The following is a 14,842-nucleotide window of genomic DNA, read 5'->3' as shown; positions in this document are numbered from 1 at the left end:
CAGCTCAATCAAGGCAAATCGGTCACTGCCCCTTTTGAGGCAGAACTTACTGTTCGCGAATACTTCGCCAATGTGCCCCGGATGAAACGGGGCGCCGGCTTTTGCCAGACCTGGCGCCGGCGCTCCAGCTCTTCATCGGAGACATCCAGTTCAATCCGGTTACTGACGGCATCAATGGTAATGGTGTCGCCATCCTCGACCAGCGCAATCGGACCACCTTCCGCCGCCTCCGGTGTGATATGGCCAACCACGAACCCGTGGCTGCCGCCGGAAAACCGACCATCGGTAATCAACGCCACATCGCTACCCAGGCCCTTACCCATAATGGCGGAGGTGGGGCTGAGCATCTCCCGCATACCCGGGCCGCCTTTGGGACCTTCATAACGGATAACCAGCACATCGCCGGCCACCACCGTGCCGTCCAGAATTCGCTCCTGGGCCTCTTCTTCCGAATGGAATACCCGGGCTCGACCGGTGAAGTGCGTGCCTTCCTTGCCGGTGATCTTGGCCACCGCGCCAGTGGGCGACAGGTTCCCGAACAGGATGCGCAGATGGCTGTCCGCCTTGATCGGATTATCGAAGGCGTGAATGATGTCCTGCCCCTCCGGATAGGGCGCAACATCGGCCAGGTTCTCCGCCAGGGTCTGGCCGGTTACGGTCAGACAGTCACCGTGCAATAGCCCCCTGTCCAGCAGCATCTTCATCAGCGGCTGAATACCGCCAATGGCTACCAGCTCCGACATCATGTAATGGCCACTCGGGCGCAGATCCGCCAGCACCGGCACCCGCTTGCCAATCTCGACGAAATCCTCGAGCTCCAGATCGACACCGACCGTGCTGGCCATGGCCAAAAGATGCAGCACCGCATTGGTGGAGCCACCCAGGGCGATCACCACGGTGATGGCATTCTCAAAGGCTTTCCGGGTCATGATGTCGCTGGGCTTGATGTCTTTCTCCAGCAGATTCAGCACCGCTGCGCCGGCACCACGACAATCCGCCGCCTTGGTGTCTGACACCGCATTCTGGGCGGAGCTGCCCGGCAGGCTCATGCCCATGGCCTCAATCGCCGACGCCATGGTGTTGGCGGTATACATGCCGCCACAGGAACCCGGCCCGGGGATCGCGGTTTCCTCGATCTGCTTGACCTCAATCAGGTCCAGGTCACCACGGGCATGGGCACCTACGGCCTCGAAAACAGAGATGATATCGGTATGGTTCTCACCGGGCATAATGGTGCCACCGTAGACAAATACCGAAGGCCGGTTCAGGCGAGCCAGCCCCATCATGCAGCCGGGCATGTTCTTGTCGCAGCCACCAATGGCCACCAGGCCATCGAATCCTTCACAGCCGGCAACGGTTTCAATGGAATCGGCGATCACCTCCCGGGACACCAGGGAGTACTTCATACCCTCGGTACCATTGGCAATACCGTCCGATACCGTGATGGTATTGAAGATCAGCGACTTGCCGCCCGCCTCATCGGCGCCGGCGGCCGACTCTTCGGCCAGCTGATTGATGTGCATATTGCAGGGCGTGAGGTTACTCCACGTAGACGCAATGCCGATCTGGGGCTTTCTGAAATCCTCATCAGTAAACCCGACCGCACGAAGCATGGCGCGACTGGCGGATTTGCCAATGCCATCGACCACCGGTGCCGAATATTTCCGGCGCTTGTCCTGATTCTTGTCTTGCGTCATGGGAGTCTCCTTTACAGATGGCTTATCCGACCAGACTCTCAGAAACCATGGCATTCGGCAACGGGCAGGCGAGTGAGCCTGCACGCGGCCGGGTGGAAGGCTCTGCCAAAATACGCTGTAAATACGTCCCTGTACGCTCGGCTCCGCCATCCATGGCTCCGCACGATTTTGGCAGAGCCTTCCACCCACCCGCTCCTCCTGGAGTCGTCCGCAGAAATATGCAGTTTCGACTGATCTGCATCAATGGCCGCTAACAGCGGTGGTTTTAAAATCCACTGACACACTGACACCATGGATGCACATCATGCCATCGCCCATTCAAACAGCACCGGTGGATCACACCGCGTCAGACTGCCCGGATTACCGGCGCTGGTGCGACGGCTATGGCGTCATCCAGCACAACGAAACCACAAAACATCAGGCCAGGATGCTGGCAGAGCACTTGGTTGCCGCCGGGCACCAGCCAGACACCGCCACCGTTTATCGCAGGCTTGCCGATCTTGACCGGCTGACCAGTGCCGGGCTGTGGTTGGTGGTTCATATGACTTACGCCCGCAAGGTCGATGTCTCCGGTCAGCCCCTGGCGCCCCAGGATTTCAAAACCAATCCGGAAGGACACACCGGCGGCGCGCTGAACATGGTGCCGGCTTATGCCGGCTATCTGGCCCTGAACAATCTGACCGGGCGCACACGCAGCTGGCTGATGGGCCAGGGGCACTGCGTGGCAGCGGTAGACGCCCTGAATGTACTCACCGGAAACCTGCATCCGGAACAGGCGGAGCGTTACCGCGGGCCTGACGGGCTGTCCACTCTGGTGGCCGATTTCTACAGTTACCGGCAGAAGCCGGACGGCACAATGGCTGCTCCCCTTGGCAGCCATGTCAATCCGCACACCGCCGGCGGCATTCTGGAAGGTGGTTACCTGGGTTTTGCCGAACTTCAATATGCCCACATGCCTCTGCCCGGCGAATCTCTGATCGCTTTTCTTTCAGACGGCGCCGCCGAGGAGCAGCGCGGCAGCGACTGGATCCCACGCTGGTGGCGCGCCGAGGATTGCGGAGCCGTCATGCCGGTCATGATTGCCAACGGTCGGCGGATCGAACAGCGCACGGAGCTGGGCACCCGAGAAGGTCTCGAGCGTTTTGAAGCACACCTTGAGCACCGGGGCTTCGTGCCCTTTCGTTTTGACGGCCGGGATCCTGCAGCCTTTGTCTGTGCTCTTTACGAAATGGAACAGGCCCTTACCACCAATGGCGAGGCCGCGCTACGAGGTGAAAGCAGCTACCCGGTTCGGGTGCCCTATGGCATAGCAGAAACCACCAAGGGTTACGGGTTCTATGGCGCCAGCAGCAATGCGGCCCACAACCTGCCGCTGCCCGGAAACCCGCGTATGGACGCCCGGGCCAGGGAGCTGTTTAACGAACATGTAGCGAGATTGTGGGTGGCTCCGGACCAACTTCAGAGCTGTATCGCTCAACTGAACCAGCACGCTGGACAATCACGCCCCCTGGAGCGGGATCATGCCCTCGCGACCCGTAATCCGCCGGATCCCGTGATCCCCCGGCTACCGGCCAATCCGGACTGCATTTCCCCAATGAAGGCTGTGGATGACTTTTTCCGGGCACTGGTGGCTAAAAACCCCGGGCTCAGGGCCCGAGTGGGCAATCCGGACGAGCTGGCAAGCAACCGTCTCGGCGGCGTCCTGGACGACCTGAAGCACCGGGTAAACGATCCAGAGAACGACCAGGAATCGGTCCACGGCAAGATCATCACCGCGCTCAACGAAGAGGCTGTGGTATCGGCATGCCTGGCCAACAAGGCGGGCCTGAATCTGGTAGCCAGCTATGAGGCTTTCTGCGTAAAGATGCTCGGCGCCATCCGGCAGGAGCTGATCTTTGCCCGGCACCAGAAGGAAGTGGGCCGACCGGCGCGCTGGCTTGGCCTGCCGGTTATCGCCACCTCACATACCTGGGAGAACGGCAAGAACGAGCAATCCCATCAGGACACCACCTTCTGCGAGAGCATGCTCGCGGAGATGAACGACGTATCCCGGGTGCTGTTTCCGGCAGACTACAACAGCACCCTGGCGACGCTGCCATCGGTATTCAGTGAGCGGGGCAAGATCACCTGTATGGTGATCCCGAAACGGGAGCGCCCCTGCGTCTTTGACATGCGGGAAGCAGAACTATTAGCCAGGCACGGTGCCTTGGTGGTGGACGAAGACACCTCCGCTGGCGAGCCTTTGCTGCTCATGGCCAATGGCGCCTATCAGCTATCCGAAGCCATACGGGCATGTGAACGCCTGCGGGAAACCGGCACACCCTTCCGGCTGGTCTATATCCAGGAGCCCGGCAGATTCCGCCAGCCGAGAGACACGATGGAAGCCCAGGTCTGCCTGTCGGAATTCGAGAGGGAGCGCCTGTTCCCCCATCGCATTCACCGACGGGTTGCCCTCACGCACATGCGCCCTGAGGTATTCAGGGGCCATCTATCTCCACTGTTCCCGGAACCGTCGCAGGCCCGGGTTCTGGGTTACATCAATCGTGGCGGTACCCTGAATGAAGCTGGCATGCTGTTCGCCAACGGTTGTTCCTGGGGCCATGCCCTGGCCGCCTGTGCCAGCGTTATGGACAAGCCACCGGGAGAATGGCTTTCCAGTGCCGAGCTGGCGGCGGTGGAGGGCCGGGGCGATCCGGCGGTAATTACCCGGGGCCTGCCCTGAGCAGGCGTTTTCTAAACGCCGTTTCTATTTCCAGAATCACCAGAACAGCCACCCCGGCCACAGTTGCGAACCCCAGCATTTCAAGACTCAGCGCCTGTGTGCCGAAGGTTTCGTTAAACCACGGCATATAGGTAAACAGCAACTGCAGCGCAATCACGGTTGCAACCGCCAGAAGCACAATCGGTGTGCCCAGCACCCCCCGCAGGGTGATCGATGCCGAATCCAGGTAACGCACAGCAAACAGGTAGAACATCTCCATGGCGACCAAAGTATTGACCGCCAGCGTTCGGGCCGTATTCTCATCGCCGTAGTGGTGGATGGCCCAATACCAGGCCGCAAAGATCCCCACCAGAAACAGCAAGGAAACAAACACCACACGCCAGACCACAAACCCCTTCAACAGCGACTCATCCCGGGCTCTGGGCATGCGTTTCATGACATCCGGCTCCGCGGGCTCAAACGCCAGCGTCATCGCCAGAACCACCGAACTGACCATATTGACCCAGAGAATCTGCAAGGCAGAAATTGGCAACGTCAGCCCCAACAGCAAGGCCGTGATCAGACTGATGGATTCGCCCCCATTTATCGGCAGCATAAAGGCGATGCCTTTCTTGAGATTGGTATAAACAGTTCGACCCTCTCGCACGGCCGCGGCGATACTGGCAAAGTTATCATCAAGCAACACCACTGAAGATGCTTCCCGGGCCGCCTCCGAGCCTTTCACACCCATGGCGATCCCTACATCCGCCCGTTTGAGTGCCGGGGCATCGTTCACCCCGTCCCCGGTCATGGCCACAACCCCATGCAGTGCCTGGAGTGCGGTTACCAGTCTCAACTTGTGTTCCGGGCTGGTCCGGGCGAAGACATCCACCTCGCCAACCAGATCTCGAAGCTGATTATCATCCAGTTGGTCCAGCTCCTTACCGGTCAGCACCCGCTCGGTATTTTTCAGCCCCAGCTTGCGGGCAATAGCGCCTGCCGTTATCCCGTGATCACCGGTAATCATCTTGACCCGGATTCCGGCATCGTGGCACTCCGAAATCGCCCGAATAGCTTCCTGCCTGGGCGGGTCCAGAAGCCCGACCAGGCCGAGCAGTTCTGCCCCCTGTTCAAGGTCCTCAGTAGCCAGTTCACCGATGCCCCGCTCTGCCGGTTTTCGCGCCAGGGCCAGCACTCTGAGACCATCCGAGGCCATTTCTGTAATGACCTGTTCCCAGAAATCCCGGCGCAGTTCCCCGGCATCCCCTGATTCGCCAACCTCGCTGGCACACATATCCAGGATTCGCTCTGGTGCTCCTTTCAAGTAGATCACGCTATGCCCGTGGTGATCATGGTTCAGCGTGGCCATGAAGCGATTTTCGGTATCAAACGGAATTTCATCTTTCCGGGGCCAGTCGGCGGCACTTTTTTCAACATCAAAACCGGCCTTGCGGGCGAACACCGAAAGCGCGGCCTCCATGGGATCGCCAGTGACCCTGACCCGGCCGGAATCATGGTGGACATGGGCGTCGTTACACAGGGCCGCTGCCCGGGCAAGTTCGTCCAGCAGGACGGAGTCCGACGAATGCCCCTGTTCGCCACTCACCGAACCATCAAAATCATAGCCTTCGCCGGTCACCTCCAGCCGGACCCCGGACAACACCGCCCGGGTTACCATCATTTCATTGCGGGTCAGCGTTCCGGTTTTATCCGAACAAATCACCGACACCGCTCCCAGGGTTTCGATAACCGGCATTCGACGGACCACGGCCTGACGACGTGCCATCTGGCGCACACCGATGGCCAGGGTAATGGTGAGAATCGCCGGCAAACCCTCGGGAATGGCAGCAACCGTAAGGCCAACCACCGCCATGAAAAGCTCCCGGAATGGCAGCCCACTGAACACGGAACCGCCGACGAAAATCGCTATGCCGGCAATAATAACGACGATGGACAGGATTCGAGCAAACCTGTCCATCTGCTCCAGCAAGGGGGTTTTCAGGGTTGTAGTCTGGGCAAGCAGGCCGGAAATACGGCCGATTTCTGTCCTGGCGCCTGTCCGAACCACCACGCCTCGACCAGTGCCGGTTGCAACCATGGTGCCGGAGAATGCCATTCCGGACTGGTCACCCAAGGGAGCGTCTGCATTGACCGCCTCTGTCGATTTTTCAACCGCCTCGGACTCACCCGTGAGAATGGCCTCATCGATTTTCAGGTTGTGGGATTTCTCCAGACGAAGATCGGCGGGCACCCGGTCCCCTGGCTCCAACAGCACCGTATCACCCGGAACCAGGCTTGCAGCGTCTATCTGATGCTGGCCATCGGACCGCACCACCCTGGCTTTTGGGGCAAGCATGTGACGAATGGCCGACAGGGCCTGCTCGGCCTTGCCCTCCTGGACAAAACCCACCAGGGTCTGGATAACCACGACGGCGAGAATAACGCCTGCATCTACCCAGTGGCCCAGGCTGGCCGTAATCACGGCGGCCCCCGACAGCACATAAATCAGGAAATTTTTGAGTTGTCGGCCCAGCCTCGCCCACGGCCCCTTTGCACGAGCCTCCGACAGCGCATTAGGGCCATGGCTGGCCAGACGAGCGCAAACCTCATCATCAGACAGAGGCGCCTCTGCTTTCAGATGCTGCCGGGCATCAGCAGGCTGAAGCACATGCCATTCGAGCTCCAACTGCTGACTTTCGCTGCCTTTTTGTTCCATCGATTCGGCCATACCCTGAAAGCTCCCTGCCGTTGCAACATCACCATTTAACCCCGGAAAGCATCCGGGGTGGTTTGCGCTGCATCAAGGACAGGATAGCTAATGGCCTGCCTGTCGCCCTATACGGCGTTTACAGGCTCCACAGTACGATTGCCCTGTCCGGGCAACACCCTGCGGGAGGCAGTGCGGGCCGCATCGATCTGATAATCCTTTGACTTGATGGTGTCCACGAAATACCAATCCGACCGAGCTTCTTCCGGAGTAAAGGTAACCAACATGTAGCCGCGCTGATTCACATTCAGGTAGTCCAGATCATCCACCAGCAGACTGATGGCCTGTTCAGCGCCCTGAATCATGTCATCCGGGATGCCGAGATACTCCTCCAGACCGGGTGATGTCACCGAGGCTGTGGCGAACTCCACGCCAATCTGGTCGCCCTGGATGTCTTTCAGATTGTTGGCCCAGGCGTTATGGGTATCCCCCGCCAGCACCACCAGGTTCTTGTTCAGCGCCTTGGCAGTACCCAGCACCACTTCCCGTTCATACTGGTAGCCATCCCAGGCATCCAGATTGTAGGGGGCAACTGTATTGATGCGAGCCAATTCCTCTGGGGTCAGGGACGGATCCCCCTGGAGCTCCCGGCCTTTGAGCTGGGCCAGTTCCGCCAGTTTTTCCGGCAGACCGTCAAACTGCTCAGTTGCAATGGCCACCAGCAGCTCCGCGGGCAGATTCATTCGGCCCATCAGTACCTGCTGCCCCAACACCTGCCATGTTGCGGTGGAATAGTTCAGGGAAGACTGCAGCCAGAGCAGCTGCTCTGCGCCCAGCAGGGTGCGGTTCTGACTGCCAACATCCTCAGTAAAGCGGACGGCATCCAGCCCTTCTCCCGTGAAGTAGTCCATGTAGTCCAGTTGCTGGTCGCGCCCAATAATGCGGGTATCCAGCATGTGCAGGTCCACCAGATTGCCGAACCGGAAGGTCCGGAAAATGGCCTCGTCGCTGCCCTCGAACACAGGACGGATCGGCATCCACTCGAAATAGGCCTTGAGGGCATTGAGCTTGCGTTCGGTGAAATCGCCTTCTCCGTCATTATGATTTTCAGCGCCCTCCTCCCAGGTGTCGTTGGCCACCTCGTGGTCGTCCCACACCACGATAAACGGAACCCTGGCATGCAAGGACTGAAGGTCCGGGTCTGCCCGGTACGCAGCGTAGCGCCTGCGATAATCCACCAGTTCAATCAGCTCGAGGTTGTTGTCCTCCGGGAAGGTACGGCCCAGCGCCTGAGCATCCTGTGCCGCATAGCTGCTGCTATCGGAGCTGTATTCGTAGATGTAGTCGCCCAGATGCACCACAGCATCCAGATCAGCCTGTTTACTGATTTCCCGGTAGACGTTGAAGTAACCGGCCGGGTAGTTCGAACAGGACACCACAGCCAGGCGCACCGAGTCGACACTGCCCTCCGGTAGTGTCCTGGTTACGCCCACCGGTGACTGACGGTCCGTTGTCTGGAAGCGGTAATAATAGGTTTGCCCGGGCGCCAGCCCGCGCACATCCACCTTGACGGTGAAATCATGGGCTTCAGCGGCCTCTGCCGTGCCGGAATGCACCAGGTTCTCAAAACCTTCATCCGTCGCCACCTCCCAGGCCACGCCGACAGGGGCCCCACCATTCGCCGGCGCTGCCCTGGTCCAGAGCATGACGCCATCGGCAAGCGGATCGCCACTGGCCACACCGTGAGTGAAGCTGATTGTTCGTTCATCGGAGCTGTCCAGCACACAGCCTGCCAGGCCGGTAGAGACCACCACTGCCCCCATGCCAATGGCCGATGCCTTCAGAAAATCCCGTCGTGTCAGTCGTTTCATTGTTGTGTCTTCCCCTGCGTTCATCCTTCGTAGCCTCGGCACCCTGTGACCTTTGCCGGTACTACTCCAACTGAAGAACCTAGTCGGGCTTCGTTAAGAACGCATTGCCAAATTACGACAGGGGGATGGCAAATCACGACAAGCGCGCGGTAAATGCCAGAATCCATAAAAAAGGGGAGCTCCTGGCTCCCCTTGGCGTTCCGTTTGGATTCTGCCTATCCGCTGATGAATACAGGCCCCACTCCAAAGTTCCAGAGAATGACCGAACCGACCCGTGTGGATACGAGGATCACCAGGGCGACAGTCAGCAACGCACCGGCGTACATGACCGCCCGTTCCTTTTCGATACCCATGACAATCGGCAGCCCGTCATACATGAGGTAAGCCCCGTAACAAGCAGCTACCAGGAAGACGATGGCATTGAACCAGGGCACCGGATACAGCAGGGCAAAACCCGCCAGGAAAAGGGGCGTGCAGGAGTAAGCGGCCAAGGCAATGCCGTTGGAGGGCACATGCTCTTCCTTGGCGCCATAGGTTTTCGCCATCCAGTTGATGGCATAGCCCAGTGCAAAGACGCCCACCAGCATCGCCAGGTAGGTAAGCACACTGAGCTGCATTGCACTGATCTCGGTCAGCTTGATCAGCCGCTCATTGCCCACCGTCCAGCCGAAATAGGCCGTCGAGATGTAAGCGCAGATGGGTGCAATGGCTGCCAGAATCAGCACATAGGCAACATAGACCCGGCGCGGTGTTTCATGTTCTTTTCGTATGGAAGCCCACTCTTCATCAGGATGGGTGAAGAGACCGAACGCATGTGACAGGAGCATGGACAACCCCCTTCTTTGCTGTTGTTGGTATTGTGAAATACGGGATCCGGAGACTGTCAGATCAGCAACCGTTCCTTACTCTTAACTATAGTCAAGAACAGCGATCAGGAAAGGGAAATTGATCAAAATCCAGTCTGGCATTCGGGGCACTCAGTCACAGGCACTGCAAATCAGCTTTTGACGGCAAGGCATCGAAGGCTCCGAACCGGGTTGCGGCAATGGCACCACACCGGGCTGCGAACTCCAGAGCCCGGTCGAGACTGACGGGTTGGGCAAGCCACGGACCAAGACGGTCCGCTGTTACACCGTGGCTGGCCAACTGATACAGGAGGCCGGCCACAAAGGCATCGCCGGCAGCGGTGGTATCCACCGCCCGCACCTGCGGCGGCACCATTGTCAGCTGCCTTTCACCCGCCCAGGCCTGTAGGGCGTTGGGGCCGTCAGAAACCAGCACCAACTGAACAGCCCGACCACGAAGCTCTTCAACCAGGGCATCACCCTGGTCACCGTAAAGCGCTGTCAGTTCTTCCCGGCTGAACTTGACCAGGTCGGCTTCCAGGGCAAGGGCACGAATCTGTTCAGGTGCCCGTTCCGGATCCGGCCAGAGTGGCTCGCGGTAATTGACATCGAAACTCACCAGGCTACCCGCCTTTCGCGCCCGGGCCACCAGGGCCAGGGTCGTTTCCGCAATGACCGGCTCAGTCAGGGTATTCGAACAGATATGAAAGATGGGCTGGCCGGCGAGAGCGCTGTCCGGCATTTGTTCCGGCTCATACAGCAAATCCGCAGTGGCATTCCGGTAGAAGGTGAAGCTGCGTTCACCGGCTTCATCGAGGGCGACCATGGCCAGCGCGGTATTGGCATTGTTGGTCTGCACCAATTGCGATGTATCCACACCGAACCCGGACAGCGAGGCCAGGATCTGGTTGCCGAACAGGTCGGCACCGACCTGGCCGGCAAACCCGGACCTGCCACCGAGCCTCGCCACACCAACGGCAACATTGGCGGGGGCGCCACCGGGCTGGGGGACAAAACGCAGTTGCCCGTCGACGTTTTCACCGCGCATGTCGATCAGGGCTTCGCCGAAGCAGAGTACGTCAAATGGCATCATTGCGGGCTCTTTTGCTATGTGGAGTGAGCAGGAATCAGGGGCAGCTTTCGCGCACCAACAGACAAGTGGGCAGCAGCACGTTGGCGTCTTCCTGTTCACCCAGGAAAATCCGGGCGGCGATACGTCCCTTCTCCGCACTCTGTTGATAGACCGTAGTCAGCGACGGGTGAATGTTGGCGCCCTCGGGAATACCGTCAAAACCGACGATCCGGACATCCTCCGGCACTCTCAGCCCCATCTGCAGTGCGGCCTGAATGGCGGCCAGGGCGATCCGGTCACTCATGCACAGCAACAGATCCGGTCTGGGGCTGCTGGTCAGGGCTTCCCGTGCCGCCTGGTAGGCGTCCTGATGGGTATTGGTGGGTGTAGACCAAATGCGTTCGGCGGGCACCTGGTAGCCGGCAGCTTCCAGGGCATCGGTATAACCGTGAAGCCGGCGAACGGAAATCGCCCTTGCCTCGTTGAACAGTTCCCGGTCGCGGATCCGACAGACACGGTCCGTGTCCACCAGACGGAGACCCAGAATCGCAACGTTTTCAGGGGGCTGTTGGAGCGCATGCTCAGCGCTGCGGCGGGCACCCTCATAGTTGTCGATGTTGACCCAGGTACAGCCTTCCAGATCAAAATCCACCGCCACCATGGTTTTGCCGTGCTGTAGCAGCCGGTCATAGGTCCTGCCTTTTTTCAGCCAGCCGTAGACAATAAATCCGTCCACCATGGATTCCTGAAGCCGGCTCCGATGCTCGTCATCGTCCTGGCTCGATAGCAGCAGCATGTTCATGTGGCGTCGATCAAGAACCTCCGCGAGGCCATGCAGAAATTCACTGGCCACCGGGTCGGTCAAACTGTAGGCCAGGTTATCCGCCAGCATCACGCCAACGTTGCCGGTTCGGCCCGTGCGCAGGCTCCGGGCTGCAGCGTTGGGGCCCATGTAGCCCAGACGCTTGCACTCTTCCAGAATCCAACGGCGACGGCCTTCAGACAGCTGATCCGGCCGATTGAAGGCATTGGAGATGGTGGCGGTGGAAACATTCAGCTTCTCCGCCATCAGCTTCACTGTCAGACGCCTGGGCTTCTCTGTCACACTCGTCTCCCCTGCCCTTGGTTCTCGGATTTCACTGGGTCGCCGCCAGCCGTTCCGCCGCCTCGGCTTCCGCCTTGAAAGGACCGAGGGCCCGGCCACTGGCATCGAACACGTGCACCAGTTCCGGCTCGGTGGTCAGCGCCACGCGCTGTCCGGTCTGAACCTCACAGGGCACCGGCTGTCGCACAACCATGAGCTCCGACATGCCGGGCAGTTCGACGTAGACATAGGCTTCGTTCCCGAGATACTCGACGTTAACCACTTCCAGGCCGTGATCGGGCCCGGACAACGCCAGGCTGAAGTGTTCCGGGCGAACCCCCACGGTCACCGAATCACCATCCTTCAGGCCGGAGGTCTCACGGTTGACGGTCACTTCTCCCAGACCCCGGATATCAATAGTCGTTGCCGATGCACCGGTTTCCCCTGCGACCCTGCCGGGCATCAGGTTCATTTTCGGCGAACCGATAAATCCGGCCACAAACAGGCTGGCCGGAGTTTCGTAGAGTTCGTAGGGCGTACCAACCTGTTCGATATTGCCGCCGTTGAGCACCACAATCTTGTCGGCCAGGGTCATGGCCTCAACCTGATCGTGGGTTACGTAGATCATGGTGGACTGCAGGCGGTCATGGAGCTTGGAGATTTCCGTACGCATCTGTACCCGCAGACTGGCATCCAGATTGGACAGCGGCTCGTCAAACAGCATGATCTTGGGTTCCCGGGCCATGGCCCGGCCAATCGCCACTCGCTGGCGCTGGCCGCCGGACAACTCCCGGGGTTTGCGATCCAGCAAATTCTCCAGTTGCAGGACTTCGGCGGTTTTCTCCACCCACTCGCGGATCTTGCTCTTTTTCGCCTTGCCCAGCTTGAGGCCAAAGGCGATGTTCTCATACACCGACATGTGTGGATACAGGGCATAGGACTGGAAAACCATGCCCACGCCCCGCTCTTTCGGTGACTGGTCAGTGACCACTTCCCCATCTATTTCGATATCCCCACCGGTGGGGTCCTCAAGCCCGGCAATCAGCCGAAGCATGGTCGACTTGCCGCAACCCGACGGGCCGACAAAGACCACAAATTCGCCATCTTCAATGCGCAGGTTCACGCACGGCAGAATCTCAATCTGTCCAAAGGTCTTGTTTATATTTTTCAGTTCCACGCATGCCATGGTGGAGACTCCTCTGTTAGTCGCCCGGTCAGGGCCGGGCGCCGCGAAGTTTTACAACTCTGCAAATAAAGCCTGGTAAGGCGGCAGGACAAGGTCGCCGCCATCGATATAGCCGGTAAAGCCATGGCCGGTTGCAATCAGGTCAATCTCACAGGGCACCGGGATGCGCAGTTCCTCGCCGGTGACGTTGAGCGCAACCAGCATGGACTGTTGCTCTGCCCTGCGAACCCAGCACAGCGCATCGCCAGTGTTCTCGCTCAGCTCCAGCTCGCCCTGCACCAGCGCTGGCTGATTCTGCCGCCAGCGGATCAGCCGGCGAATGCTGTTCAGGGTGGAGTCCGGGTTGTCTTCCTGGCTCTGAACCGACAGCTCAAGATGGTGGCGGTCAACCGGAAGCCAGGGCGTGCCGGTGGTGAACCCTCCGTTGGCTTCCGGGGTCCAGGGCATAGGAGTACGGCAACCATCCCGGCCCTTGAACTCCGGCCAGAACTCAATGCCGTAAGGATCCTGCAAAGCCTCGAAAGGCACCCAGGCTTCCGGCAGACCGAGCTCCTCGCCCTGGTAAATACACACGCTGCCGCGAAGCGAGAGCAGCAGGGCCATAAGCACCCGGGCGTAGGCGTGGGGATCCTCGGCACGCTCTCCCCAGCGTGAGACCACTCGCACCACGTCATGATTGCTCAGAGCCCAGCAGGCCCAGCCATCGCCGAGACCGTCCTGGAAACGGCGCACGACATCGCGAACCCACTCCGGACCATGCTGGTCGGAAAGCAGGTCAAAGGAATAAGCCATATGCAGGCGGTTGTTGCCCCGGGTGTACTCGGCCATGCGCTCCAGTGGCCGGTCGTCGCCGATCTCACCCACCAGGGTGGTATCCGGGAACTCGCCCATCAGGGCACGAAGGTCCTCCAGGAACGCCAGGTTCTCCGGCTGGCTGAGATCGTACACGTGGCGCTGATAGGTGTACGGATTCACACCCTTGGCAACAAAGGTCTTGTTCTCACCAGCGGGAACGGCCGGGTTATTCTCCAGTCCCTGGCTGTGGTAGTAGAAATTCACGGTGTCCAGGCGGAACCCATCCGCCCCCAACTCCAGCCAGAACCGCATATTATCCAGCTGGGCCTGGCGCACTGCCGGGTTGTGGAAGTTCAGGTCCGGCTGGCTGGCCAGGAAATTGTGGAGGTAGTACTGGCCCCGGCGACTGTCCCAGGCCCAGGCGCTGCCGCCGAAAATCGACAACCAGTTGTTGGGCGGGGTGCCGTCGGGATTGGGGTCGGCCCAGACAAACCAGTCGGCCCTGGGATTGTCCCGGCTGGAACGGCTTTCCTCGAACCAGGGATGGTTTTCAGCGGTGTGGCTGAGCACCTGGTCAATGATCACCTTCAGGCCCAGGCGATGGGCTTCAGCCACCAGCGCTCGGTAGTCGTCCATGTCCCCGAAGATCGGATCGACCCCGCGGTAGTCAGAGACGTCGTAACCGAAGTCTTTCATGGGTGAGGTGAAGAACGGAGACAGCCAGATAGCGTCCACGCCCAGTGAGGCGACATAGGGCAGTTTCCGGGTAACGCCCTTCAGATCGCCAATACCATCCCCGTTGCTGTCGAGAAAACTGCGGGGATAGATCTGGTAGATAATGCCACCTTTCCACCAGGGCTGTGACTGGGTCATACAATAACTCC

9 protein-coding genes are annotated in these 14,842 nt (G+C 59.7%); 1 reads left to right on the top strand and 8 read right to left on the bottom strand.

Features of this window, described 5'->3' with window-relative positions:
• Positions 1 to 8 precede the first annotated feature (8 nt).
• Positions 9 to 1,697 carry a dihydroxy-acid dehydratase gene (gene ilvD, locus A8B84_RS13980; RefSeq protein WP_064229747.1) on the bottom strand — a complete coding sequence of 563 codons (1,689 nt, stop codon included), beginning with the start codon at positions 1,695 to 1,697 and terminating at the stop codon, positions 9 to 11.
• 304 nt (positions 1,698 to 2,001) lie between these two features.
• Between ilvD and A8B84_RS13975 the strand changes: the two genes are divergently transcribed.
• Positions 2,002 to 4,419: a xylulose 5-phosphate 3-epimerase gene (locus A8B84_RS13975; RefSeq protein ID WP_064229746.1), complete on the top strand. Its 2,418-nt coding sequence runs from the start codon at positions 2,002 to 2,004 to the stop codon at positions 4,417 to 4,419.
• On the opposite strand, the gene A8B84_RS13970 is transcribed toward A8B84_RS13975, so the two are convergent.
• From A8B84_RS13970 to A8B84_RS13940, 7 genes are all read right to left on the bottom strand, one after another.
• Entirely contained in the window at positions 4,400 to 7,126 is a 2,727-nt protein-coding gene (locus A8B84_RS13970) for a cation-translocating P-type ATPase (RefSeq protein ID WP_064229745.1), read from the bottom strand. The genes A8B84_RS13975 and A8B84_RS13970 overlap by 20 nt on opposite strands.
• Positions 7,127 to 7,233: 107 nt before the next feature.
• Complete coding sequence (locus A8B84_RS13965) at positions 7,234 to 8,976, bottom strand: alkaline phosphatase D family protein (RefSeq protein ID WP_064229744.1); 1,743 nt, start codon at positions 8,974 to 8,976, stop codon at positions 7,234 to 7,236.
• 215 nt (positions 8,977 to 9,191) lie between these two features.
• Positions 9,192 to 9,803 carry a Yip1 family protein gene (locus A8B84_RS13960; RefSeq protein WP_064229743.1) on the bottom strand — a complete coding sequence of 204 codons (612 nt, stop codon included), beginning with the start codon at positions 9,801 to 9,803 and terminating at the stop codon, positions 9,192 to 9,194.
• Between the two features lie 154 nt (positions 9,804 to 9,957).
• A complete protein-coding gene (locus A8B84_RS13955; RefSeq protein WP_064229742.1) occupies positions 9,958 to 10,914 on the bottom strand; it encodes a carbohydrate kinase family protein in 957 nt (318 codons plus the stop codon).
• 34 nt (positions 10,915 to 10,948) lie between these two features.
• On the bottom strand, positions 10,949 to 11,998 hold the full coding sequence (locus A8B84_RS13950) for a LacI family DNA-binding transcriptional regulator (protein ID WP_227512838.1): 1,050 nt from the start codon (positions 11,996 to 11,998) through the stop codon (positions 10,949 to 10,951).
• A 31-nt stretch (positions 11,999 to 12,029) separates the two neighbouring features.
• Entirely contained in the window at positions 12,030 to 13,163 is a 1,134-nt protein-coding gene (locus tag A8B84_RS13945; RefSeq protein WP_064229741.1) for an ABC transporter ATP-binding protein, read from the bottom strand.
• 51 nt (positions 13,164 to 13,214) lie between these two features.
• Positions 13,215 to 14,831 (bottom strand): alpha-amylase family glycosyl hydrolase, encoded by a 1,617-nt coding sequence (locus A8B84_RS13940; protein WP_064229740.1) that lies wholly within the window; start codon positions 14,829 to 14,831, stop codon positions 13,215 to 13,217.
• Between the last annotated feature and the right edge of the window lie 11 nt (positions 14,832 to 14,842).

This window comes from Marinobacter sp. EhC06, assembly GCF_001650915.1.
Classification (GTDB): Bacteria; Pseudomonadota; Gammaproteobacteria; order Pseudomonadales; family Oleiphilaceae; genus Marinobacter.
The sequence above is the reverse complement of the archived record's forward strand: the minus strand, read 5'-3'. Positions and strand labels throughout refer to the sequence as shown.